The sequence below is a fragment of the Bowdeniella massiliensis genome (assembly GCF_023634005.1).
GTDB classification, from domain to species: domain Bacteria; phylum Actinomycetota; class Actinomycetes; order Actinomycetales; family Actinomycetaceae; genus Bowdeniella; species Bowdeniella massiliensis.
Genome location: NZ_JALIQR010000009.1, coordinates 88930 through 113370, shown reverse-complemented (window position 1 = coordinate 113370; position 24441 = coordinate 88930). Strand labels below are relative to the sequence as shown.

The 24441-nt window shown below is 59.9% G+C and carries 20 protein-coding genes; 16 read left to right on the top strand and 4 right to left on the bottom strand.

Going from position 1 to position 24441, the window contains the following annotated elements; all coding sequences use genetic code 11:
• Positions 1–13: 13 nt before the first annotated feature.
• Both MUN85_RS07825 and nhaC read left to right on the top strand, forming a co-directional pair.
• Entirely contained in the window at positions 14–1192 is a 1179-nt protein-coding gene (locus tag MUN85_RS07825; RefSeq protein ID WP_250506198.1) for a MalY/PatB family protein, read from the top strand.
• Positions 1189–2679: a Na+/H+ antiporter NhaC gene (gene nhaC, locus MUN85_RS07820; RefSeq protein ID WP_250506197.1), complete on the top strand. Its 1491-nt coding sequence runs from the start codon at positions 1189–1191 to the stop codon at positions 2677–2679. The genes MUN85_RS07825 and nhaC overlap by 4 nt, the downstream gene beginning before the upstream one ends.
• A gap of 69 nt (positions 2680–2748) precedes the next feature.
• Here nhaC and MUN85_RS07815 read toward each other — a convergent pair whose 3' ends face one another.
• Positions 2749–4497 carry a BCCT family transporter gene (locus MUN85_RS07815; protein ID WP_250506196.1) on the bottom strand — a complete coding sequence of 583 codons (1749 nt, stop codon included), beginning with the start codon at positions 4495–4497 and terminating at the stop codon, positions 2749–2751.
• Between the two features lie 10 nt (positions 4498–4507).
• Here MUN85_RS07815 and MUN85_RS07810 point away from each other — a divergent pair, with 10 nt between their 5' ends.
• From MUN85_RS07810 to MUN85_RS07800, 3 genes are all read left to right on the top strand, one after another.
• Positions 4508–4687 carry a hypothetical protein gene (locus MUN85_RS07810; RefSeq protein WP_250506195.1) on the top strand — a complete coding sequence of 60 codons (180 nt, stop codon included), beginning with the start codon at positions 4508–4510 and terminating at the stop codon, positions 4685–4687.
• Between the two features lie 72 nt (positions 4688–4759).
• Positions 4760–6004, top strand: coding sequence for an aminotransferase class I/II-fold pyridoxal phosphate-dependent enzyme (locus tag MUN85_RS07805; RefSeq protein ID WP_250506194.1), 1245 nt, complete (start codon positions 4760–4762; stop codon positions 6002–6004).
• A 247-nt stretch (positions 6005–6251) separates the two neighbouring features.
• Positions 6252–7667, top strand: coding sequence for a sugar transferase (locus tag MUN85_RS07800; RefSeq protein WP_250506193.1), 1416 nt, complete (start codon positions 6252–6254; stop codon positions 7665–7667).
• Here MUN85_RS07800 and MUN85_RS07795 read toward each other — a convergent pair.
• Entirely contained in the window at positions 7623–8267 is a 645-nt protein-coding gene (locus MUN85_RS07795; protein WP_250506192.1) for an arsenate reductase/protein-tyrosine-phosphatase family protein, read from the bottom strand. The genes MUN85_RS07800 and MUN85_RS07795 overlap by 45 nt on opposite strands.
• 604 nt (positions 8268–8871) lie before the next feature.
• On the opposite strand from MUN85_RS07795, the gene MUN85_RS07790 reads away from it, so the two are divergent.
• Entirely contained in the window at positions 8872–9411 is a 540-nt protein-coding gene (locus tag MUN85_RS07790; RefSeq protein ID WP_250506191.1) for a hypothetical protein, read from the top strand.
• A gap of 65 nt (positions 9412–9476) precedes the next feature.
• Here MUN85_RS07790 and MUN85_RS07785 read toward each other — a convergent pair whose 3' ends face one another.
• Complete coding sequence (locus MUN85_RS07785; RefSeq protein ID WP_250506190.1) at positions 9477–10895, bottom strand: tyrosine-protein kinase domain-containing protein; 1419 nt, start codon at positions 10893–10895, stop codon at positions 9477–9479.
• Between the two features lie 141 nt (positions 10896–11036).
• Positions 11037–12164, bottom strand: coding sequence for a hypothetical protein (locus tag MUN85_RS07780; protein ID WP_250506189.1), 1128 nt, complete (start codon positions 12162–12164; stop codon positions 11037–11039).
• Positions 12165–12296: 132 nt separating this feature from the next.
• On the opposite strand from MUN85_RS07780, the gene MUN85_RS07775 reads away from it, so the two are divergent.
• The 10 genes from MUN85_RS07775 to MUN85_RS07730 are packed head-to-tail and all read left to right on the top strand — an operon-like array spanning position 12297 to position 24437.
• Positions 12297–13511, top strand: a complete 1215-nt coding sequence (locus MUN85_RS07775; RefSeq protein ID WP_250506188.1) for a hypothetical protein — start codon at positions 12297–12299, stop codon at positions 13509–13511.
• 30 nt (positions 13512–13541) lie between these two features.
• Positions 13542–14801 (top strand): O-antigen ligase family protein, encoded by a 1260-nt coding sequence (locus tag MUN85_RS07770; protein ID WP_250506187.1) that lies wholly within the window; start codon positions 13542–13544, stop codon positions 14799–14801.
• On the top strand, positions 14798–15256 hold the full coding sequence (locus MUN85_RS07765; RefSeq protein ID WP_250506186.1) for a VanZ family protein: 459 nt from the start codon (positions 14798–14800) through the stop codon (positions 15254–15256). Before MUN85_RS07770 ends, MUN85_RS07765 begins: the two co-directional genes overlap by 4 nt.
• A gap of 47 nt (positions 15257–15303) precedes the next feature.
• Complete coding sequence (locus MUN85_RS07760; protein WP_250506185.1) at positions 15304–16227, top strand: glycosyltransferase family 2 protein; 924 nt, start codon at positions 15304–15306, stop codon at positions 16225–16227.
• A gap of 20 nt (positions 16228–16247) precedes the next feature.
• Entirely contained in the window at positions 16248–17240 is a 993-nt protein-coding gene (locus tag MUN85_RS12930; protein WP_250506184.1) for a CgeB family protein, read from the top strand.
• A complete protein-coding gene (locus MUN85_RS07750) occupies positions 17233–18297 on the top strand; it encodes a hypothetical protein (RefSeq protein WP_250506183.1) in 1065 nt (354 codons plus the stop codon). The genes MUN85_RS12930 and MUN85_RS07750 overlap by 8 nt, the downstream gene beginning before the upstream one ends.
• Positions 18294–19010 carry an acylneuraminate cytidylyltransferase family protein gene (locus MUN85_RS07745; RefSeq protein WP_250506182.1) on the top strand — a complete coding sequence of 239 codons (717 nt, stop codon included), beginning with the start codon at positions 18294–18296 and terminating at the stop codon, positions 19008–19010. Before MUN85_RS07750 ends, MUN85_RS07745 begins: the two co-directional genes overlap by 4 nt.
• Before the next feature lie 3 nt (positions 19011–19013).
• Positions 19014–21257 carry an N-acetylneuraminate synthase family protein gene (locus MUN85_RS07740; protein WP_250506181.1) on the top strand — a complete coding sequence of 748 codons (2244 nt, stop codon included), beginning with the start codon at positions 19014–19016 and terminating at the stop codon, positions 21255–21257.
• Positions 21166–22317, top strand: a complete 1152-nt coding sequence (locus MUN85_RS07735; protein ID WP_348647964.1) for a glycosyltransferase family 4 protein — start codon at positions 21166–21168, stop codon at positions 22315–22317. Before MUN85_RS07740 ends, MUN85_RS07735 begins: the two co-directional genes overlap by 92 nt.
• Complete coding sequence (locus tag MUN85_RS07730) at positions 22314–24437, top strand: glycosyltransferase family 4 protein (protein ID WP_250506179.1); 2124 nt, start codon at positions 22314–22316, stop codon at positions 24435–24437. The genes MUN85_RS07735 and MUN85_RS07730 overlap by 4 nt, the downstream gene beginning before the upstream one ends.
• Positions 24438–24441: the final 4 nt, after the last annotated feature.

The following is a 24441-nucleotide window of genomic DNA, read 5'->3' as shown; positions in this document are numbered from 1 at the left end:
AGGCCTGAAATTGGTGTTTGACTTCGAAAGTGCAACGCCCCGGTGGAACACCTGGTCTGCAAAATGGGATCTCTTAGCTGCCCCGCTAGGCCCCAAATCACTGAGTCTTTCTGTTGCGGACATGGAGTTTCAAACGTGCCCCGCTGTAAAGCGGGCAATTGAGAAGGCTGCGGAACACGGCATCTATGGCTATACGGAGGTCTTCGAGGACTTTCGGAGGGCCTGCGTGAACTGGCAGTCCTCGCGCCACCGTTGGGATGTTCAGGAAGACCGGGTCGTCTTCTATCCGCGTATCGTCCAGATGATCTCCGCGCTCTTGACATACGGCTACGAGCGTCCCCCAACCGTTGCGACTCTCATGCCGGCATATGGACCAATCCTCGAAGTTGTGGCACGTCGGGGAAGTCGCCTGCTCGAAGTCAACCTTGACGATACCGATGAGGGCTGGAAGATCCCCTTGTCAGCCATGTCGAAGGCGATGGCCAGAGCCGACATATTCCTGCTCTGTTCACCGCACAACCCCACCGGGCGGGTGTGGACGAGTAGTGAATTGAAACTGATCGCAGAAGCTGCGCTCGAGAACAGCACGCTGATCGTCAGTGACGATATCCACTCTGATTTCACCAGGTTAGGGGAGACGTATCTTCCCCTGGAAACCGTGGCCGCCGAGTTGTCGAAGCGCGGTCTTCTCATAACTTGTACGTCACCGTGCAAGACCTTTAATACAGCCGGCTTAGAGTCGGCAGCCATCATCGTATCTAGCGAGTTCCAGCGAGATCTCTTGGAGAATGCAAAACGCAATATGGGGCTTCATAATCCCAACTACTTTGCAATTCCCGCCACGGTTACCGCTTGGAATCACGGCCATGGTTGGGTCGATGCGCTGAATGAACGGATCGACGCGAACATCGCGCTAGCGATGAATCTGATCCGCGAAGGATTGCCACGAGTCCGCTGCCACCGACCTGAGGGCACTTACCTTCTATGGCTGGACTTACAGGAGTACATCACATCTCCCGCAGATCTAGACAGCTGGCAAGAACGAGCCGGTGTTGCAGTCTCTACTGGCTCGGATTTTGGATCAAGCTTCGAAGGTTATGCCCGCCTCAACGTCGCTGTTCCCCCAGATTTGCTTTGTAAAGCACTTGATCAATTTATCGAAGCAACCCCAAACTCAGGAGGAAAGCCATGACCACTCAGGCCTCGCCTGAAGAGCAACGAAAACGTAGCCGAGAGCGGAAGACTCCAACGCTGTTCCAGGCGTTTCTCCCCGTCCTAGCTTTATTGGTCTTTCTCGGGGGTGGCTACATCGCGTTCGAACTACCGGTGGAACCGCTTCTGATTGCAGCTGCGGTAGTTGCAGGGATAGTGGCGATCCGGCTCGGATACACCTGGGACGACATTATCGAGTCGATCTCTCAGAAGATCGCAAAGACAATGCCCGCAATTCTCATCCTTATCGTGGTGGGATTGCTTATCGGAACGTGGATGGCAGGCGGAACGATTCCAATGCTGATCTACTATGGGCTGAAGTTGATCTCGCCGAAATACCTCGCTCTGGTAGCGCTGGTGGTTACCGCCATCGTCTCCCTATGTACCGGGACATCGTGGGGATCCGCGGGAACGATCGGCGTGGCCTTCATGGGAGTTGCAGCCGGCATGGATGCGAATCTTGCTGTCGTTGCCGGAGCGGTCGTTGCGGGAGCTTACTTCGGCGATAAGTTGTCGCCACTTTCAGACACAACGAATATTGCTTCCCTCGCAACTGGTGTGAACCTGTTTGTGCACATCAAGCACCTCCTATGGACTACCCTTCCGGCGTTCTTAGTGTCAGCAACTGTCTACTTGTACTTCGGACTTACCAACACCGCCACGGGTCACGTTCCAGAGAAGGTTGGGCTAGTAATGGACACCCTGTCCAGCGCGTTCAACTTGACAGGTGGGTGGGTGATTCCCCTTATCCTCCCCGTTCTCCTCGTACTCCTTGGATCGGCATTCAAACTGCCAACAGTGCCAGTCATGCTCGCCTCAGGGGTAATCGCTGCTTTTAACGCTGTAGTGATCCAGGGGATTTCACTGAAAGACACGGTTGTCTCAGCTGTGAATGGCTTCAATATCGACATGGTTACAGCGCCTGGCTTCGATTCAGCCAATGTCATCGAGGATGTCACTCGGCTAGTTGATCGCGGCGGAATGAACTCCATGATGTCGACGCTCTTGATCTGCTTCTGTGCAATCTCATTCGCGGGGGTTATGTCGGTCACGCCGTCACTCAACATCTTGATTGAGAAACTACTCGGAAAGGTGAAGTCGACCTTCGGCCTCATTGCCGCGACGGTCGTTACCGGTGTGTCGACTATCGGAATCACCTCCAATGGTCAGGTGTCCCTTTTGATTCCTGGCGAGATCCTCCGTCCCGCATACGTCGAGCGAGGTTTGGATCCGAAGAACCTCTCTCGCACAATCGAGGATTCCGTGACCGTGATCGAACCCATCATGCCGTGGACCGCTGCAGGTGCCTACATGGCGGGGACGCTAGGAGTAGCAACTTTTAGTTATCTACCGTGGGCGGTTTCGAACTGGATTGCGATCGGCTTCGCACTCTTGTGGGCCGCGACGGGAATTGGCATCGCAAAGCTCTCCCCAGAGCAGCAACGCGAGCTCGAAGCAGCCAGTTAGTAGAGCGAGAGAAAGGGTCGGCTTTCCCTTTAGGTGAAGCCGACCCTTTCTGCGCTTGGGGCGAGCGAACTAGCGAGTGGCTTCCCGCTTGCGTGCTCCGCCCTTCTTGCGGCGGCGACGATGCTCCTCAAGCAAACGTCGCTCGCGGGCAAGCTTCATGGCGAACTCTTGCTGCGACTTGTGATCGATGTAGAGCGGATCGTTCGCCAGCCCCTTCACCAGCGCGACGGCGAGCGCCGCGATGATGATAAGAAACGGCGAAGCGACAATAATCGTCACCGACTGGAGATTTTCCAGCGCGTCGTTGCCACCCGAAACGAGCAGCGTCAGGCCGATCGCAGCGGTGAGGCTACCCCAAACGGCGGAGGCCCACGGGCTTGGGATGAGGCGGCCATTTTGGCTCATCGACGCCATCACCGTCGACGCGGAGTCCGCGGAGGTGATGAAGAAGGTCGCCAACAGAATCATCGCGACGACGGCGGCAATTGCGCCACCGGGGAGCTGGTAGAGCAGGTCGAAGAGCTGACGCTTGGAATCGCCGTCGCCCCAGATTGATTTGCCCGCCTGCTCGAAGTCGACGGCGGTGCCGCCAAAGATCGAGAACCAGATGGTCGTGACGGTGGCGGGCACCAGCGTCACGCCGACGATGAACTCGCGGATCGTGCGGCCGCGGGAAATGCGCGCGAGGAACATTCCGACGAAGGGGCTCCAGCTGATCCACCACGCCCAGTAGAAGATCGTCCAACCGGACAGCCATTCGCCCGCGGTGCCATCGGCGGAATCGGCGGTGCGGCCGGCCATCTCGAAGAACTGGCCGAGGTAGTTCGCGACCGAGGTCGGCAGCATGTTCAGGATGGGGATGCTCGGACCCAGGATGAACACGAAGATCGCGAGCAGGGACGCCAGGATCATGTTGACGTTCGACAGGATGCGAATGCCGCGGCCAACGCCCGACATCGCCGAGATAAGGAAGGCTAGTGTCAGCACCAGGATGATGCCGATGATCGTGCTCATCGACGCCCCAGGGATGAGGCCGGTACGATCAAGGCCAGCGCTAATCTGCAGCGCGCCGATGCCGAGGGAAGCGGCGGTACCGAAGACCGTGACGACGATCGTCAGCACATCGATCGTTGCGCCGAGCGGTCCGTCAGCGCGCTTTTCACCGATGAGCGGGATGAATGCGCGCGAAAGCAGCTGCTTGCGACCCATCCGGAATGTCGAGTAGGCGATCGCAAGTCCCACCACCGCGTAGATCGACCACGGGTGCAGCGTCCAGTGGAAGAGCGTCGTCGCAAACGAGGCGCCGACATCATGCGGTTCGTGGTTTGGCACGCCCTCGCGGTAGAACGTCAGAGGTTCCGTCGTGCCGTAGAACATCAGGCCGATGCCCATGCCCGCGGCGAACATCATCGCGATCCACGAGACGGTAGAAAACTCGGGAACGTCGGAGTCTCTGCCGAGTCGGATGCGGCCAAATTTCGACGCCGCGATCCAAATGATGAACGCGACTATGCCGGTGCCGAACAGGACGAAGGCCCACCCGAAGTCCTGCACCACGAAGGTGATGGCAGAGGCCGCGAAGTTCGCGAAGTTATCCGACGCGAGCAGGCCCCACAGGACCACTCCGACGACGAAAACCAGCGCGGGGATGATGACTCGCAGATCGAGTTCGCCCTGGTGGTACTCCGCCTTGTGGCGAAGGTCGTCGCCCGAGTCCACGTGCGTGAGCTCTTCGTGCGTCGCGATTAACTCGGCGAGAGTTTGCGTCGCGGTTGGCGGAACATCAGCTTGAGGGGAATGTTGATCGTTGGTGTTCACTCATTCGACTATGGCACTCCTGAATGTCACGTCAACCGCATCGAACGAGCCGGTGGGCTTGCATGTGGCACGTCTTGAGCCGATTTTTCTCCTCGGCGAGCCACCGCCTGCGATCGGCGGTATCCGCGATGATCATGCGGCACAGAGCAATCCTCCGATTTTTGTCGACGTCCGTCGGAAAGAGGCGTAACCGGACGTCGTCGCCGGTGATCAAACTGTGCCAAAATCACATATTCCTTCACCGCTGTAGGAAGATGGGCACATGAGTGACGTCGTTGATCTAGGACCTGCAGCACCCCAATTCCCGACCGCTCCCGCCGTCGCGGAAGCGATCCTCAAGGCCGCGCATGCGTCGTCGTTTCGATACGCCCGGCCGGGCGCCCACTACGTCGAGGCCGCCGCCGCGTGGCAACGGGACCGGCATGGCTGGAATGTCGACGCCGCCGACGCGCTCTTTATCCCGAAGACGACACACCTCATGACGGCGCTCATCAATGCCGGCCCGACGTTCTACGAGCTCGCCGGCGGCTCCGAGGATCGATCGCCGATGTCGGCCGCGGCGGCTATGGAGATGGGAGCGCCGCGCGAGGTGGTGTTGGGCCTTGCCCAGCAGGAAGCGGACTCCCGCGTCGAAGCGACGGCCGACAACGGCGTGGAGCGCGCGCCCGTCATCGTGGCGCTCAGCCCCACCTATGGGCGGGTAGCGCAGATGCTGCAGCGTTCCGGCGCCGAGCTCAGGCTCGTGCGGATGGAAGACTTCGGCGGCCGCCTGCGAATCAACTGGCCCGCGCTCGAAAACGCGATGATCGGCGCCGACTACCTCTGGTGGATCAACCCGCACAACCCCACCGGGCGGATCTTCAGCGAAGACGAACTAAAGAAGGTTGGCTACCTCGCCGAGATCTACCGCGTCACCGTCATCAGCGACGATATCCACGCCGATTTCGCGAGGGCCGAACGCCCCTATATCCCGATGGCGAAGGCCTGCCCGTTCCTCTTCGAAGCAGGCCGACTCATCCACACCACCTCGCCAACGATCACCTTTGCGATGTCCGGCATCGAAGCCGCCGTCGTCTTCGCGCGCGGCAAGGCTCGTGAAAACATCGAAGCCGCAAAGTCGCGCCTCAGTTTGTCGACGGCGAGCTACTTCGCGCAGCCCGCAGCGATCGCCGCGTGGCGCGATGGCGGCGCATACGTCGACCAGATCGCCGCGACCGTCGCCCAAAACCAGCGGGACGTCGCCGCCTATCTGCGCGAGCACCTGTCGGCCACCGAGGTAGCCGACGCCGACGGTTCGATGCTGCTGTGGTTCAACGCGGGCCCGTACCTCGAGCCCGACGCAGATCTCTCGGCGCGCTGCGCGGCAGCCGGTGTCAGCGTGACGCCCGGTGGCCAGTTCGGCGAAACCTGGCAGAGCTGGATCCGATTGAGCCTGGCACTGCCGCACGAGGACGCCATGGAAGGCGCGAAGCGACTCGTCCTTGCGCTCACGAATCGCGCAGTGTGAGTCGACTTATCTAGCCCTTACGCCTGTGGAAACCAGGATGCACGACGTAGGAACGAGCTCTGTTTCGAAGCGTTGCAATAGGTTAAGGTTGATTGCTACGGAGTCAAATACTGGATAGTGGGCGCTTCACACCAGTCAAGTAACGAGCGCTCACCGAGTGAGTGGATGACGAGTTAGCTGTGGAACTATCCGAGCAACGGCCAGGGGATTGCCTGCGCCCCTACCTTCCTGTGGCACCGAGGTCAGCGTGAGAGTCGACAGCATTCGCTCCTACCGGATCGTTCTCCTTAGCGTCACGATCATTGACACGCTAGCTGTCATCCTTGCGGCCACCCTCGCCTGGAACCTGCCGGGCACCATTCCGTTCTTTCCTCCGGTGCCGTTCATCCCCTCCGCGGTGACGATTTTCGTCATCGCCGAATACATCGTCTTGCTAGCCGTGCTGAAATTCGTCGGGGGCTATGACCTCAGGGACATAGGAGCCGGCAGCGCGGAATACCGCGCGGTCATTACCGCCCAGGCGCTGGCCTTCGGCGGCTGGGGCATCATCGCCTACCTGTGGGATATCCCGCTCTCGCGAACCTACTTCCTCGTGCTCCTGGTCGTCCAGACGATCTTCTTGCTGCTCGGGCGCTTCATCTTTCGTCGCATCCTGCACCACTTCCGTGACGAGGGGCATTTCATGCGTCGCGCCCTCATCGCCGGCTCCCCGACGCGAACGAGGGCGATTGCAGAGGCGCTCGCGGGCCGCACCTGGCTCGGCCTGCTTCCCGTCGCATCCTTCCTATCCGCCGATTACCTGCCCACCACCGACAACGTCTCGAAGGAGCCCGTCTTTCAAGACCTAGCGCGCGCGGTCAAGGAGTCTGACGTCGAGGTCCTCGTCATCGCGGACGGCTTCTTGAAAGACTCCGCCGAGTTTTCCTCCATCTCCTGGGCCCTGGAATCGCTGCACGTCTCGCTCATCGTGATGCCGGCAGTCAGCAATATCGCGCAAGACCGAATCCACTCGCGCCCGGTCGCCGGACTGCCCTTCATGTGGGTGGAGCAACCTCGATCCGCCAAGGCCCTGTCGTGGGTTAAACGCCTCTTCGACCTCGTCGGCGCTGGACTCGGCACGCTGCTCATTTCGCCGTTCCTCTTGATTGTTGCCTTCCTCATCAAGGTCCACGACGGCGGGCCGGTAATCTTCTCCCAGACCCGCATTGGCGTCGACGGCGAGCCCTTCAAGCTGTTGAAATTCCGCTCGATGGTAGAAAACGCCGAGGAGCTTCGCGCCGAGCTCGTCGCAGAACATGGCGGCGAAGGCCTGTTCAAGATGGCGAAGGACCCCCGCGTCACGCCCATTGGGCGCTTCATCCGCCGCCACTCTATCGATGAGCTGCCGCAGCTCTTTAACGTCCTGCGAGGGGAGATGTCCTTGGTGGGGCCACGGCCGGCACTGCCGGAGGAAGTAGACACCTACTCCGAAAAGGCGTACCTGCGGCTACGTGTCCGGCCGGGCATGACCGGTCTTTGGCAGGTCTCGGGCCGCAGCGATTTGGACTGGGATGAAACCGTTCGCCTCGACCTGTACTACGTGGACAACTGGTCGATGCTCCGCGACATCATGATTTGCCTACGCACCATCGGGATCGTCGTCGGCGGACGGGGAGCCTACTAGGTCCGTCAGCTTTCCGACGAGCTCGTCGAGCAGTGGTGTGAGCTCATCGACCATCGCGCGGTAGGCGGGCATTCCTCGGCCGTAGGGGTCGGGGATATTGAGCGCGCCGGCATCGTGCTGGCGGTGTCGTCTACGCCAGCGGTCAGCTTGGCGCGCCAGGTCGCGCACATTCTGCGCATCCTTGATGTGGCGGATGGAGGAAAGAAACTCGATCAGCGTAAAGGTTCGAGCGTGCACGGCCGGAACCTCAGTGACGATCTGATCAGCGTGACGGGTCGTTGCCGTCAAGACGACGTCCGAGGCGATTACCGCTGGTTCGTTCACGAGAGTGGGGCGGTGCTCCGTCAACGCGCCCTGGATGGGCCCCGGAGCCAGTTCGAGGATCTCCTCAGGCACCACTAGCTGCTGGTTCACTCCCATCCCGAGACTGGCGACCTCCAGATGGTGGAGCTGTCGATCAGCGAGAGCGCGGGCGACGTAGTGGTGTGCGAATGCGGAACGGCAGATATTGCCAGTGCACACGAACAGGATTCTTCCGCCCGAGGTCACTGCCGAGTCTTCGGCCGCGAAGCGAGCCGGCATTCGGAATCCTCTAGTCATGCTCGCCGCTCCTGCTCTCTCGAATCGACGTCTAGCCTGGCACGATCGAGTCTGCCAGACTCGCTCGATCAAAAGTGTGGGCTAAACATCATTTGTCTAAGTTAGAGCGCGTCTGCAGTCTTGACTAGGGCCCGCTCCCTGCGGGCCGAGCCTGAAAATCCCCTCTGTTTCTCGCTTGAAGGACTGCCATGACTCAGCCGACTGCGTCTTCTGCTACGCCTACGCGCCGCCACGTTGTTAAAGGTGCGATGTGGGCCGTGCCCGCGATCGCTGTCGCTTCACAGGTGCCCGCCTTCGCAGCCTCCCCCCTGGTTCAGTTGACGCTCACCGCGAAGTGCCGCTACACGAATAACAGCTCGGGCAAGAAGGGCTCGGTCACGCTTTCTGCAACTTACGAGAACAAGACGAACCAGGAGATCACGGTGACTCCCCAGCAGGGGACTCTCATTGCTGGCGGGACCACCAGGACAGGAGGCTTTACCTACGCGGGCAGCCCTGGCGGTGTCACGATTCCGGCCGGCCCGAATCGGGAGTTCGGGTATGGGATGGGCGACAAATTTTGTCGTCATCACCCCCGTGATCGGACGTCACAGGAGGACTCAACATGTCAATTCAGCGTTCTCAGGCCGGAGTGTCGCGCCGCACGGTGATCGCAGGTGCCGCGTGGGCCGTACCCGCAATTGCCGTCGTGTCCAATGCACCAGCGTTCGCCGCGTCGCCGATCGTAGAGCCCGAGCTTATTCCGGGGACCCTCTGCAAGTACCCGGGTGCTAGTGCTGGAAACGACCTCAAGCACGCCTACCGGTTCCGCGCGAACTTTACGAACAAGTCAACGCACACCGTCAACGTCGAGCCTCTTCCCGGCGCAAGTAGCATTACCTTTGACGGCGACGCGGCGCGGGTGGGGCGCCTCCGGTTCTTCGAGTCGGACCCGCTCACGGGTGGGGAACTCGGTTCCTTCACACTGGAAGGCGGCGAGACTAAGCCGTTCTACCTGGTGTTGGACAACTACGGCAATAGCCAGGATGCCAGCGGTACCATCACGATCGCCTTCAAGGTCACTGATAACGTCACCGGTGAGCCGATGACTCAGGTCTTCACGGTTCGGTTCCCCAAGGGCATCATCGGCTGCGACAAGCTCTAGCCACATACTTTTTTGGGGGCGATGCGCCAGTTGGCACATCGCCCCCAAAAGCGTGCTTTCATTCGCTAGTTGCGGTGGCGTACCGTCTTGCGTGCGCGTCGGCCGCTGCGCTTGTTGCTGTCGCGAGACCCGCGCGGCGCGGACTGGTAGGGAGCATAAGACTGGTCCGAGGCGCCATAACCGCCCCCGTAGTAGCTGCTTCCAACGCCCTTGGCGGGAACGCGGTTCAGCACGACACCGAGAACAGTGGCGTTGACGTTTGCCAGCATGTCCCGTGCGACCTCGACGTGATCCCGGCGAGTCTTGCCATGGCGAACGACGAGCACCGTCCCATCGACCGAAGTCGACAGCAAGGTCGAGTCCGTCACGGGCAACACCGGGGGAGCGTCAATGAGGACGGTGCAGTGGCGTGACAGTTCCTCAAGCAGCAGCCTCATACGTTCGGAACCCAGCAGCTCCGATGGGTTAGGAGGCGTGCGGCCCGCGGGAAGGATGAGCAGGCCATAGGGCCCTACTTCCTGGATAGCGTCATCAAGTTCGACCTGACCGGCCAGGACCTCCGAGAGGCCAACCCGCCCTTCAATATTGAACAGTGAGGCCTGGCGAGGGCGGCGAAGATCCGCGTCAACGAGAATCACGCGGTCGCCCGAGGCCGCTAGGGCTGTGGCAAGCGCTGCAATGACCGTGGATTTTCCTTCGCCAGGATCGGCGCTCGTGATGGAAATGGTCTTCGGCGGGTTGTCGATACTCACGAACTTCAAGTTCGTGCGTAGCTGGCGGACGGCCTCCGATGCGCGGGGCGCAAGATGATCGACACCCTCGCCCGTCAGAGAGAACGTCTCATCGCTGGGTAGCGCACCCAGGATTCCGGCTCCGGCAGCGACGCGGGCGTCGGTTGTGGTGCGGATGTTGACGTCGAACAAGCGACGCAAGAAGGCGACCGCAAGAGCGAGCGCCAATCCAATCGCGGCGCCGTAGGCAACGTTGAGTGGAATGTTCGGGCTCGACGGGGTAGTGGGGACAACGGCGTCCTCCAGAGCCTCGACACGAACCGCCGACTGGCTGCCTTCAATGCGGTTAGCGACCTCCGCAGTGGCCAGCAGCGCCGTGTTGGCAAGCTTTGCCGCAGCTTCTGGGTCACTGGAGCTCGCCGAAACCACGATGAGGTTGGACCCGGTGGCAACCTCCGCCGAGAGGCTGCCGGCGGGGGCATCGCCATCATTCATCTGCGAGATCTGCTCTTGGACCGCGCGGCTGTTAATCAGTGGCAGGTAGGCGTTGGCGCGCTCTTGCGCGAGGCTACTACCCGAGAGCACCGATCCCCCGGCCGAGTCGTTGACGACGACGAACCCGGTCGACTTCGAGGTGTAGACCTTGGGCTGGAGCATGGAGTAGCCATACCCGGCGGCAGCGCCGAGGAGAACGCCCAGCAGCAAAATCACAATGTTTGCTTTGAGCATGCGGAAGAAGTCAACGACGGTCATGCCTTGTCCAACTTTCGGTGTGCTGCCGTGAGGCTGCCTAACAATAAATTCACGGGTATTGCTACTGAGTAACTCTAGTTTGTTCTCGTGCCGTTTCGGATCCAGATGCCACGGTGAGACCAACCTCTACTTTCCGCAACATTAGGGCACATTGGCAAGAATTCCGTGGTGTACAAAATTCTGTAATACGGACGAGACAATTGCGGCCGCATCATCGTGTGCTCCATGTTCAGCCACGACGCGCGCCAGAACATCGTCAACAGTTGCGGGCTCAGCCGTAGCGTTCCAGATTGTTGTTCCGATTCCGGCCAAGACGAAGAACTCGCTGTGAATGAGGATCGCGAGAGCATCATCAAGCTGCACAGCGTCCAGCGGAGCGCGGCGTTGGAACCTCGACCCTGAGGGAGCGTCTAGGGGTGCCCCAGAGGTGTCGGAGGGGGACCAGGTGAACGCCGGAGCGCGATCCTGCCGCTCCTCCTTGAGCCAATCGGTCAGCAGTGCTGGGAGGGTGTCAGCTTCGGCGTACCGAATAACTAACGGGCCGGCAGAATCGGCCAGATAGCGGCAGAGCAGCTGCAATGGTGTCGGTAGGAGATAGAGCGAAGAGATCTGCGAGATGAGGAGTTCCAGCGCCAGCGGCACATCGATGGGTTCGATGGTTGGCGCGAATGACTCGGCGGGATCGCGTTCGCGGTCCAAAATGAAAAGCTGGCGAAGACGCAGAGTTTGTGGGGGATGAAGCAGTTCCAGATCGTCCGGACCTACGAGGTCCTTGCGACTGCCAGAGCCTGGCACGATCACCTGCAACGGCTTCGGGTAGGGAGAGACCTCTCCCGACTCGGGATCAACGGCGATCATTTCATCGCTGACGTAGCCAAAGTGCTTCGACAGTACCGCTGAGGCGGTGGTTTTGCCCGTGCCAGGCCCGGCACACAAGACTAGGACGTCGCCTTCCTTGGTGGCCACACCGGCGGCGTGGAATAGCAAGTATTCACCGACACCAACGCGCAGCACCTCGGTTGTGATGGCGGTAGCTACTCGGTCGCCCAGATTCTGCCATGCGGATTCAGGAGAATCCGATGAAAAGCCGTGCGAGCAGTCGATGGTAATGGCGTCACGATCCACGGATTCGGTTGGAACACAGCGCTGCCAGGCCGAGTGGAGGTGGGCGCGACGTGCGTCGTCAGAATCGGGGGGCAAGGTTACGGAAAAATCTCGACCGATGACTCGAATATTGAGCTGGTTATGCGTGGAGGTCGAGTGAGCCAATGGAACGCCTTAGGTGGTACGGGCCAAGTGGAATGGGCGCGTGCTGAGCTACGATCATTATAGCCGAACCGCTTGTGATTCCGGCGGGAGGAGGTGTGAGCGGTCAACATGATAACTGGACCCGATACAGCCATGTCGCGCACGGTCAATGCCGAGGTTGTCGACCATGACAATCCGCTCATGCGGGGTAACCCGACGCTCCTGCTGCAAGCCGTGTTGGGGTTCATCCTCGTCATGCAGGGAGTCATCGTTAAGGTCGGCGGACAGATCCTTCCGCTATCTGAGGCAGCCGCCGTCGCCCTATGTATTCTCGCGATCACCCAACGCCCGCAGCGCCAGCTTTCACGTTTTGGTGTCTTGGGGATCCTCGCCGTGGCGCTGATTGCCTTCCTCATTGGCGTCAGCCTCATCAACGACGTGGATTGGATGCGACGCGCTGGCAGAATCGCGATCCTCATGACACTTATTGGGTCCTTTGGCAGCGGTCGATTGCAGCTCAACGCCGTGCTGCAGGGTGTGAACGTAGCACTTGGATTGAACATTGTGTTGTTCTACCTTGGATTTCTGCCGGATACCTACGGTGGTGTGCTCACGGGCTTTCTCGGGGATAAGAACGTTGCAGGCCTCTACTACGCCGTCGTGCCGCTGTTGCTGAGTGCCACCATCAAACGCCGGGACGTCAAGACGCTTCTGATCGCCTTCGCTCTGCTTGGCACAGTCCTCACGGGATCTCGCGCCACTATGGCGGCGCTCGGTTGCGCCATCATTTGGTTGCTTATCACCTCTAAGCGTGGGATCGCCTTTCGAGCCGCGCTGCTCGGGGCCATGATCTATGGCGTTCACTATCTGGAAACAAACTTTCCGCGCGCGATCTTCTTTGAAGATCGGCTCGGATCGGATCATTTGCGGAGCCAGATCGACGCCGCATCGTGGGTCAAGGTGACGCAGACTCCCTGGTACGGCAAGGGCCTGAACGAGGCTTACGTGTTCGTGGATACGAACCGGTGGTGGTACCACAATTCCTACTTTGCGGCGTGGACGGAAGGTGGCTGGGTCTTCGCGGGAGTCGTCGTCGCGGCCGTCGTCCTGTTGGGATTGAGGCCATTCAGTAATTTGGTGCGGACGCCTTCGCGTATCGCTGTGGAGGCGAGCACTATCGTCTTGCTGGTTTGCGCCTCGAAACTCGGCGAGGTTTTTATCTCCATCCCATCGATGCTGTTGCTGTCTGCGGGATTCATGCTCACGGCAGAGGAGTTAGAGCGGCACCGGCAATTGAAATACGAAGCGCGCGTCGCTCGGTTGGAAGAGCTGAGTGGGCGCCGTCCACGCTCAGAGATCAGTCTCTGAGGCCGCACGCATGCACTATCCTCATGACGAATGAGCAGACACGACGAACGTAGCGAGAGGGGGACCCTGATGGACAGCCAAGGCAAAGGCCGTTTCCGCACTGAGCTGTCGCATACCGACGAGCGAGAGAATCCGCTCCTGACGCAGCGATCGCCCTCACTACTTCAGGTCTGCTTGGGCTTCTTGCTGGTGATGCAAGGCGTGCCGATCCCGGCGGGCGGCGGAAGTGTCCCGCTGTCTGAACTGGCGGCACTCGCATTCCTCACGCTTGCATTGTTCCGGCGCCCCGAACGTCAGCTCTCGAGATTTGGTGTTGTTGGCGTGCTCGCGGTGGCACTCATCCTCTACCTCATCGGCGTAACGATCATCAATGACGGTGATTGGCTGCGGCGGGCTTTCCGCATTGCCATGCTGTTGGGACTCATTGGGGTATTCGCTAGTGGGCGCGTAGATATTAGGGCTGCACTGCGAGGGGCAGTCGCTGCGCTCGCGATCAATATCCCGCTGTTCTATCTGGGGCTGTTGCCGGACACCTATGGTGGCGTCTTAACCGGGTTTATCGGGGACAAGAATGTTGCCGGGTTGTACTACGCCGTTGTGCCGTTGTTGCTCTCGGCGACGTGCTCGAGCAACAAGTACAAGGTGGCCCTTTTAGTCTTCGGTGCCGCGGGAACGGTCCTGACTGATTCCCGCACGAGCATGGCAGCCCTCGCGTGCGCGATTATCTGGGTCGTGGCCTCGCCGAAACTAGGCATGTTCTTTCGAATGGTTCTTTTCGGCGGCTTCATCATCGCCATTCAGTACATCGAAGAGAATTTCGCCCGCGCCCTGGTATACGCCGAGCGTGTCGGGTCGGACCGGTTGCGTGAACAGATCGATCGGCAGTCATGGGAAAAGGTCGGCGATACCCCGTGGTACGGCAGTGGACTCAATCAGGCCTTTGTCATCATTGAGGACCGCCATTGGTGGTTCCATAACTCTTACTGGGGGTTATGGGTTGAAGGTGGCGCAATTTTCTGTGTGGTTGTCGTCCTGGCATACATCATCTTGGGATTGCGGCCGTTTAGCACGGTTTTTCGGTCACGTTCTCGCATTGCAGTCGAAGGCGCTGCAATTGTCTTGCTGGTGTGTGCTTCCCGCTTGGGAGAGACCTTCATTACCGTGCCGGGAGCGCTTCTCTTGGCCTGCGGGCTGATGCTCACCGCAGAAGAAATGAGGCTCCGAGACCAACGTGCCTACCAACTCAAAGTCGAACGGGTCCAAGAACTTAACCCGGGAATGCGGTTGTGACAGGCACCCAGCGTCGTCGATTGGGTCGCGGACTGCTTGCCGCATACCTCGCTTGTGCAGCTTTCATCTTCTTCTGGCCCTACGGCAGCGTTATCCACCGCCTCAACCTCGATCTATGGCTGGCACTAAGAAAGGTAGGGCTGCCCCGCTGGATCACACCAGACCACACCGAGCAGATCTTCAACTTCCTCGCCTTCGCGATTCCAGTGGTCATCGCGCTCGCGGTGTTCCCCGGACTTCGTGTCTGGCACGTTGTGGTGGCAGGTGTCGTTGCCAGCATGACCATTGAACTCGTCCAGGGTTATCTGCTAGATGCGAGAAACATGGACTGGCTGGATTTCGCCGCGAACTCGCTCGGAGTGGTGGCGGGGGCTGCAGCCGCGGTCTTCCTGCGGCGAGCGGAGACGAGCCAACGAGTGCCGAAAGGTCAGCACGATCAAGACGAGTTAGTATAGTTGCTAGACTTTCATGTATCACTTGTCGGCCGAGATGTGGGAAGTTTATGAGCGAGCATCGCGCTGTCAGCGTTGTGATCCCGCACTATGGAGATCCAAGCGATACCGTCTCCCTCGTTGGGCAGTTGATGGCGGAGGAGTCGTCCACCATCGCGCGTATCATCGTTGCCGATGACCACTCGCCGATTCCGTTCCCGGCAGAAGAATTCACAGATCCTCGGCTCGTGGTTTCGCGCAAGGCGCACAATGGCGGGTTTGGCTCCGCCGTCAATCATGGACTGTCATTCGTGGAGACACCGTGGGCGCTGATCTTGAATTCCGACGCGCAGATGTCGTCAAACCAAATCGAGACCCTCGTGGATTCGGCGAATTCTTGGGCCCCCGCGGTGGTGTCACCTAAGGTCGTGGGATTCGATGGGGAACCTCAATGGACAGCGCGGCTGTTTCCGACCGTCTTTCACCAGGTCGTCGAGTGGCTGACGCCGCTCGCTCGTTTCCGCCATAAGCCGCGGCTTCACAGGTGGGTGGGGCATGACACGGGCGCGGAGAGTGCGAGTGTCGCGACGCCCACGGAGTGGGTTTTCGGCGCTGTCATGCTTTTGCCCGTGGAAGCCGTCCGACGTGCCGGGGGCTTCGACGAGAGCTACTTCATGAACGCGGAAGAAGTCGACCTCCAGCGACGCTTGCGCGATTCGTCAATCCCATCGGTCATAATCCCGACCGTCGAAGTCTTGCATAAAGGAGGAGGCTCCTCGGACTCCCAGCTTCGGCGAACCTGGCTGGTCCAAGCACGCGATCATTACGCGAAAAAGTGGGGGCATCCGCGGCTCCTTCGCGGAGGGCTTTACCTCGCGTCTGCGGTGAATTTCGGTGTGAATGCAGTTCGGGAAGCCTTCGGACGAGATGTATCAGCGACCACAGTGTTCAACTATGAGCGTCGGCTTGTTCGAAACAGCGGGGTGAAATCGTGACGGCGGAACACATTCTTCTGGTGACCCCAGCATTCCACGGGTATTACCGGTCGATTGCGGATGGATTTAGACAGCTCGACTACACCGTCACGTCCTACTGCTACGACCTGTACTCCTCTGCCACGAGCAAGCTACGAAACAAGATCATGCTCGAGCTGCCGCAGCGCGTTGGCATCTCCACCCACGATGTTCGAAGTAGGTGGGACACGCAGCGGGCGGTCGAGGCCCTACGGTCAGTGCGTCCGGACCGGGTTCTGGTGATTAAGGGCGACTCGTTGGGGGAGCAGTTCTGGTCCGAGCTGGATTCTATGGGTGTACCGGTGACGCTCTGGTTGTACGACGACCTTGAACGTCATCGGTACTCCTTCGATTCCTTGTCACGCCTGCAGCCCGTCCTCACATACGCGCGCAGTGAGGCAGAAAGACTGAAGGAAGCGGGCATCGATGCTCGCTACGTCCCCAATGCGTTCGACCCGTCGCTAGTGCAGTTGCCAACCAGCTGGCGTAATGAGCTCGTCTTCGTCGGGGCTAAGTACCCGAATCGGACCGAGATCTTGGAACGGCTTGTCAGGGACGGGTTCCCGGTGAGGGCCTACGGCCGGCAATGGAGTCGTCACCCCTATGACCGGCTGCGAACCTGGGAGCTCCGGCGGCCAAATATCCCTGGGGAGCGAGACATTCCACTCGCCGAGGCATATCGGATCCAGGGTGAAGGTGCTGGTGCGATCAATATTCATGGGCTGCAGGCGGGACTTTCGATGCGGACATTCGAGATCCCCGGAATGGGAGGCGTCCAATTCATTGACCGCCCAGACGTTGCAGAGTTCTACGACCCAGGTACCGAGGTTCTTGTCTACGACAGCTACGACGAGCTCCGGGAACTGGCGCAGCGAGCGCTTACCGACGTCGACTGGACGCGCTCTATTAGACAACGTGCGCGAGAGCGGTCGTTAGCTCACCACACCTTCCGGCATCGCGCTGAACTCGTCGCAGGTATGTGGCGCCATGGATGACCAATTATGGTTTGCTCGGGATCTCGAGCAGTGGCAGCGTTGGCAGAAGCGACAAGGGCCCGCTCTGCGACGTGTTGTCCGGTGGGCGAAGGATCGACGCGGACGTGACCAATCGCCCGAGCAGTTCGAACTGATCGGAGATCCCGAGCAGGCCGCTGCCCTCGTGGCCGTTGATTCGCTAGGCCCAACGCAAACCGCGGCGCTGCTTGCGCCCGCGAAACTCCTCTACGATGAGCTCCCCATCGCTATCATTGGTCCCGCCGGAACAGCTCGCTCCTTCGGATCAGATTCTCGAAGGACGATCACCGCCGAAGACCTGCGGGCTGCGTCCTGGTCGTCGCTGCGTCACGTGCTGGGTGTTGGCCATTATCTGCCATTGGGTGCTCTGGGGTATGAGATATCTCGGCGACATAGCATCGCCTTCGTCGTCGTCCAGCACGGTCTCCTGGCACCCCAAGTTCCGCCGCTACCCGCTGACGCCACCCTGCTTGCCTTCTCTGCAGCAGATGGCGATTACTGGAAGTCCGGGCGTGACGATATTGCTGTGCGAACCGTGGGCTCACAGCTGCTTTGGGAAGCATCGAAGCATCGCGCTGTGCCACTCGACGGACCCGGGGTATTCCTCGGTCAGCTGCATGGAGCGGAGCTCCCACGCGCAGACTTCGCGAAAGCTGCCACGATGTACTGCCAGTCAACGGGAGCCCACTATCGCCCTCATCCATCAGAAACAGATCTGCTGTCCCGGCGGACGCACGCTCGCTGGCGTCGTAACGGGATCCAGTTCGATCTTGAACGGCGACCCCTTGCACAGGCTCTCGGTCCCATCGCATCCGTGTTTTCCACGGGCGTGCTGGAAGCCGCAGCGAGCGGGAAACCGAGTTGGGTGGTGCATCCTGACCCACCGCGGTGGCTACGCTCGATGTGGGAGCGCTACGCGATGGCTCCCTGGCAGCCGCATGGTGATCGCGAGCCCACCCCAGCGTTTTCGTTGCCATCCCAAGAACCAGCAGCAGCGATAGCCTCACTCATTACAAAGGGAGATCTCTCAGCGACATGAACGTGTTGTGTGTCATCCCGGTCCGAAGCGGATCCAAGGGCGTGCCAGGAAAGAACATCAAGGACCTTGGCGGCCGCCCCCTCGTGGCATGGACCATCGGCCAAGCGCTGGCGGCGAAGGCGGATATCGACGTCGTTGTCTCGACGGATTCACCAGAAATAGCCGAGATCGCGGAGCGTGCGGGCGCCAACGTACCCTTCCTACGGCCGCTTGAACTCGCCCAAGATACGACCCCCACCGAACCGGTCGTAGAACATGCGTTGAACTTCCGTCGTGCCGAAGGACGGACGTACGACGCCGTGATGCTCCTGCAAGCAACGAGTCCGCTCCGGCAACCCGACACGATCGATCGTGCAATCGAGCAGTTCGAAACCACGGGCGTCGATTCGCTCGTCGGGGTCGTTCCCATCGCCCCGTTCATCTGGCGGTTTGGCCCCGATGAAGGCGCACCCCCGGCGGCTGACTACGATGTCGAGCACCGCAAACGGCGCCAAGATATGACGTTAACTGACTTGCGATTTCGGGAAAACGGTTCGCTGTACGTTACGCGGCCGGAAATCTACGATCGGTTGCACAATCGTATAGGTGGCACGATCGGGCTGTTCGTCTTGAGCGAGCTGGAGGGCGTCGATATTGATACCGATATCGACTTCCGGTTGGCCGAACTCCAAATGGATGACTATTCACAATCGATCGGTGGATGGGGAGCATAGCGCATGATCATCGATAGAAACCTCACGCCATATATGGTCTTTTCCGAAGACCCCATCATTGTCGCGTTGCGCAAAATGACGGCAAACAAAGAGCGCATTGTCTTTGTCGTCGACGCGAGCGGGGTCCTGCTCGGCGTCCTCACCGACGGGGACTTCCGGCGCTGGGTGATCAACGCGCCAGACATCGACTTCGATGTCCCGGTACTGGACGTTGCGAACCGGAACCCTGCCACGTCTCGCATCGGAGTGGACGAGAAAACGATGCGAGAGGCATTGCCCAACGGCGCAATGCACCTGCCATTGCTGGATGATCGCGGACACGTCATGGCGATCGCTATCGATCGCTCCGACGAACTGCGTATTGGTGAGCGGCGCATCGGTCCGGGCTTCCCGGCATACGTCATTGCTGAGATCGGAAATAACCATAATGGCGATGTTGATCTCGCAAAGCGTCTAGTTGACTTGGCCGCTGATGCCGGCGCCGACGCCGTAAAGTTCCAGCTGCGCGATATGGACTCGCTGTATCGACAGTCAGGTGGCGCAACCGAGGGCGAAGACTTAGCGGCTCAATACACACTCGACTTGCTAAGAAAGTTCTCGTTGCCCGCTGAGGAGCTATTCGCAGTCTTCGATCATTGCCGGGATAGGGGTATCGAAGTTTTCTGCACGCCGTGGGATCACACGTCAGTCGAAGATCTAGCGGCCTATGGCGTCCCCGCCTTCAAAATTGCCTCCGCTGACCTAACGAATCACGAACTACTCGAAGATGTGGGCTCCCGCTCGATACCCACGATCGTGTCAACCGGCATGAGTTCCGAAACCGAGATCCGGGAGAGTGTCGAGATCCTCAAGAATCTCGGCACCCCCTTCGCGCTGCTCCACTGCCAGTCGATGTACCCAGCGCCCTTCAAGGACGTCAACCTCGCCTACATGGACAAGCTGGCCGAGATTGGTGAATGTCCCGTCGGCTACTCCGGCCATGAACGTGGCATCCATGTCCCGATCGCCGCCGTTGCTCGGGGCGCATCGATCATCGAAAAGCACTTCACCATCGATAAGACGATGGAAGGCAATGACCACCAGGTCTCCCTCCTGCCCGAAGAGTTCAAACAGATGGTTCGACAGATCCGGGAAGTTGAAGACGCGATCGGCAAACGCGACACCCGTGAAGTCACCCATGGGGAGAAGATCAACCGCATCAATCTAGCGAAATCGCTCGTCGCGGCTCGGCCGATCACCACCGGGCAGCAGATCTCAGCCGAAGATGTGACGATCAAGAGCCCAGGTCGCGGCCTTCAGCCCAACCGCCTGGCCGACCTCGTGGGGCGCCGAGCACACCGGGACCTACAAGCGGGAGACTTCTTTTTCGCCGGCGATCTAGACGATGCGATGCCGACCGGGCGCGACTTCACCTTTCGGCGGCCGTGGGGACTGCCCGTGCGGTACCACGACGCGTTGCAGCTCCTGCAGCACAGTTCGCCAGACTTCCTGGAGTTCCACTTCTCCTACAAGGATCTCGACATCGATCCTGGGGACGTCTTCGACAAGCCGCTCGACATCGGATTCACCACCCACCTTCCCGACCTCTTCGCCGGTGACTTTCTCGTCGACCTCGCCTCGAGGGACGAGGCTCACTGGCGGCGCTCGATTGATGAAGTGCAACGAACGATCGATGTCACGCGCGAGCTGAAGAAGTACTTCCCGAAGGAAGAGCGTCCCATCATGGTGGTCACGATGGGTGGCTTCACAATGGACGGACACATCCCGCCCAGTGAGCGGATCGGGAAATACGACCGCATCACTGAGGCCGTGGGACACCTCGACACCGAGGGCATCAGGATGCTGGCTCAGACATTGCCACCCTATCCGTGGCTCCTTGGCGGCCAGCAGTACCACAACCTCTTCATGGATCCAGACGACACGATTCGCTTCTGCGAAGACTCTGGAGTGCGACTCTGCCTCGACATTTCACACTCGAAGCTCTCAGCAAACTGGTTAGGGATTCCGTTTTCCGAAATGGTCGAAAAGCTCGCGCCGTACTCAGATCACCTTCACATCGTCGACGCCTCCGGGGTCGACGGTGAAGGTGACCAGGTAGGGGAAGGCGAAGTGGATTGGCCCGTCCTGGCTGAACAGCTCGATCGATTGGCTCCCGATGCCCCGTTCATTCCGGAAATCTGGCAAGGGCACGTCAATAACGGCGAAGGATTCTGGGTCGCCCTCGACCGTCTCGAAGAGTGGTTTTGATTCCATGACCGACGTGCCGCAGCTTGCCTTATGGGTGGTCCCCGTAGCCGATCTCGGGGGCGTAGCTCGTCATGTCTTGGATGTGGTGGCGCAAGGGATTCCGGGCTTTAGGATCATAGTCCTCTCTCCGCCCGGAGACTTACCGGCAAGGATCCGAGCTTCGGGTGGTGCGGTGGTCGAGGGAGACTTCGGTCCCGAAGCAGGACTGTGGCACTCCAGGCGTACCCTCGCCCGGGTGGTCGAGTTATTGCGCCCTGCCGTCATTCACACGCACTTGGCCTACGCGGATATCGTGGCAGCCACCTTGACCCAAACTTTCGGCGCCATCACAGCAACAACAGAGCATGGAATCGCCGCCGACGACACGCTCTACGCATCGTCGAGAAACGCCGCACGGGTCAAGCAGAGCGTGCACCGCTATCGACTGAAGCGGACCGATCATGCGATCGCGGTGTCCCAATCGACTGCCCAACTCATGAAAGAAAAATGGGGCGCTGGTGATGTCACTGTCATCGCGAATGGTGTAGCGAAAACCAGCGATCCGGAACTGATCCGTCGCACGCTAGGACAAGGAATCCGCATCCTCAGCCTCGCGAGGTTAGCCCCCGAAAAGAACATTCAGTACCTTCTTCGCGCGATGCCCGAGATCTTGCGGCGGGACCCGCGAGCACATCTCACGATCGCTGGCGAAGGCCCCGAACGTGACAACCTCGATGCGATTGTGGATGAGCTATCGCTCCAGGAATCCGTCACCTTTCCGGGTCATGTCGAGGCCCAGGAAGCGATGAGGAACCATGACATGCTCGTGCAACTCTCCGCCTGGGAGAACTTGTCGTATGCACTGCTCGATGCTCGTGCGCGTGACTTGCCTGTTGTTGCAAGCCGGGTGGGCGGAAATGGTGAAATCTTCGACGAAGCGCACCTCCTCGATGATTTGAGTCCAACGGAGATCGTCTCCGCGGTCGCGCGGGGTGGCGCACGACCGGCAGCAAACCCGTTGGCGTCGGTTGAGAGCATGACAGCGGCAATAGGGCGCGTATATCGAGGGGAGTCTGTATGACGCTAACCATTGATCTGCTCGCAAACCAGGGCGAGATCGGCGGTGGTGAGGTCATGCTCCTCAACATTGCCGAAGCGCTCCGAGCGCTCGACGTACCTGTTCGAGTGGTTGCTCCTGCCTACCCAGACGAGGTTGTTCGGACAGCTGCGGAACGCGGCTTCAAAGTGCAACCAGTTCCCGGCAGCGGACGAGGGGCATACGCGCGAAATCTGCGCAAGGAGGTAACTCGTCGCCGGTCGCGGATCCTCTGGGCCAATGGACTCCTGCCCGCGCTTGCAACGGCGGGGCTCCCACGCCGAATCGTCCACTATCACCAAGAGGCTTCGGGCGCCCAATCAGTTGCTTCTGCCCTCAGCAAGCTGGGAGCCCTGCGAGCCTTTGTTCCTTCGGTCGCCATGCAGGAGCGAATGCCTGGGACCGAAGTGCTCCGTAACTGGGTCGACCAGGTCAAAGTTGAGAACAGAACGGCAAGCGCCCCACCTGCACGAATTGGATTCCTTGGCCGCATCTCCAAGGACAAAGGCATCCTCACCCTCCTCGACGCGATGGAGGAACTCCAGGCTGAGAACCCGGATCAGTTCGAACTCGTGATCGCGGGCGATTCTCGGTTCGTCGATAATGCAGAGGCAGCCGAGATTGGTGCGGCGCTCGCAGCCACACCAGTAGCAGTCGAGCAGCTAGGGTGGGTGTCCCGAGAAGCCTTCTTCGAGTCCATTGATTGCCTTGTCGTCCCCTCTCTCGTGCGCGAGTCCTTCGGACTGGTCATAGCTGAGGCAATGTCTGCGGGCGTGCCAGTCATCACCAGTGATCGAGGAGCGCTGCCGGAAGTGGCCGGGAGCGCGGCTGCCGCGATCGTTCCCGCTGCCGACAGCCACGCCCTCGCCGGCGCTATCGCAGACGTCACTGAAGCTTCGAGCGAGAGCGTGAGCCCTGAGGGTATTCGTCGCTGGGAGGAGCACTTCTCACCAGACGCTGGCCGGCGCCGAATCGCTAACGTCGTGGCCAGCCTCGAGCCTGAACCCGGGACTAAGCCAGTAGCGATCGCGCACGACTACCTCACCCAAAAGGGCGGGGCGGAACGCGTTGTCTTGGCATTTCATCGGATGTACCCGAATGCGACGATCTACACGACGCTCTACAACCCGGAGACCACGTTCCCAGAGTTTCGACAAGCCACGATCGTGACCTCGCCGCTGAATCGCATTGGGCTATTCCGGAGTGATCATCGACTGGCGTTGCCATTCTTGGCTTTTGCGGCCTCGGCGATGCGAGTGCGGGAAGCTCACGCCGTCGTGTCATCCTCCGGCTGGGCGCACGGCTTCCGATATGACGGTAAAGCTCTGATCTATTGCCACACACCGGCCAGATGGCTGTACCTACCGCAGGATTATTTGGGTGAGGAACGCGGACTAAAAGCAACAATCCTCAGATTCCTCACCCCCGCGCTGACCTGGTGGGATCAGCGAGCAGCAGCGAAGCACGGGAGCTACGTCGGCAATTCGACTGTTGTGCGGGAGAGAATCGCGCACGTCTATGACAAAGACGATGTTGGACTGATTTTCCCGCCGCATTCGGTTGATACAACGGGCACCCAGAATCCCATTCCGGGAGTTAGCGAACACGTCGCCGACGGCTACCTTCTGGTGGTCTCCCGCCTCATGCCATACAAGAACGTCGACAAGGTCGTCACGGCAGCGAAGCTTGCAGGAAAGCAGATTGTGGTGGTGGGATCAGGCCCCGAAGAATCGCGAATTCGCAGCCTGTTGGACGGAGTCGGGTTCCTGGCGAAGGATCTTACCGACGCTCAGCTGCGGTGGGCATACGCGCACTGTGGCGCGCTCATTACCGTATCTCACGAGGATTTCGGTATCACTCCGTTGGAAGCTTCAGCCTGGGGCAAGCCCACGATTGCGCTGCGAGCGGGAGGCTTTCTGGATTCCATTGATGAGGGGGTCAATGGTGTCTACTGTGAGAGCCCAGATCCGCATGACATCGTGCGGGCCATCGAACGAGCTGAGCAGGTGACGTGGAATGCGGAGGCCATTCGAGAGCATGCCGCGCACTTCTCGGAAGAGCGTTTCGCGCAAGAGATTCATCAGGCGGTGCGCGAACTTGACTAGGAAT

Bases quoted from the DNA above. Each gene is read 5' to 3' on its own strand.
- MUN85_RS07740 (WP_250506181.1), top strand. From the start codon at position 19,014: ATGATCATCGATAGAAACCTCACGCCATATATGGTCTTTTCCGAAGAC.
- MUN85_RS07730 (WP_250506179.1), top strand. From the start codon at position 22,314: ATGACGCTAACCATTGATCTGCTCGCAAACCAGGGCGAGATCGGCGGT.
- MUN85_RS07760 (WP_250506185.1), top strand. From the start codon at position 15,304: ATGAGCGAGCATCGCGCTGTCAGCGTTGTGATCCCGCACTATGGAGAT.
- MUN85_RS07745 (WP_250506182.1), top strand. From the start codon at position 18,294: ATGAACGTGTTGTGTGTCATCCCGGTCCGAAGCGGATCCAAGGGCGTG.
- MUN85_RS07770 (WP_250506187.1), top strand. From the start codon at position 13,542: ATGAGCAGACACGACGAACGTAGCGAGAGGGGGACCCTGATGGACAGC.
- nhaC (WP_250506197.1), top strand. From the start codon at position 1,189: ATGACCACTCAGGCCTCGCCTGAAGAGCAACGAAAACGTAGCCGAGAG.
- MUN85_RS07790 (WP_250506191.1), top strand. From the start codon at position 8,872: ATGTCAATTCAGCGTTCTCAGGCCGGAGTGTCGCGCCGCACGGTGATC.
- MUN85_RS07775 (WP_250506188.1), top strand. From the start codon at position 12,297: ATGTCGCGCACGGTCAATGCCGAGGTTGTCGACCATGACAATCCGCTC.
- MUN85_RS07750 (WP_250506183.1), top strand. From the start codon at position 17,233: ATGGATGACCAATTATGGTTTGCTCGGGATCTCGAGCAGTGGCAGCGT.
- MUN85_RS07785 (WP_250506190.1), bottom strand. From the start codon at position 10,895: ATGACCGTCGTTGACTTCTTCCGCATGCTCAAAGCAAACATTGTGATT.
- MUN85_RS07735 (WP_348647964.1), top strand. From the start codon at position 21,166: ATGCCCCGTTCATTCCGGAAATCTGGCAAGGGCACGTCAATAACGGCG.
- MUN85_RS07810 (WP_250506195.1), top strand. From the start codon at position 4,508: ATGGCACTCCTGAATGTCACGTCAACCGCATCGAACGAGCCGGTGGGC.
- MUN85_RS07805 (WP_250506194.1), top strand. From the start codon at position 4,760: ATGAGTGACGTCGTTGATCTAGGACCTGCAGCACCCCAATTCCCGACC.
- MUN85_RS07795 (WP_250506192.1), bottom strand. From the start codon at position 8,267: ATGACTAGAGGATTCCGAATGCCGGCTCGCTTCGCGGCCGAAGACTCG.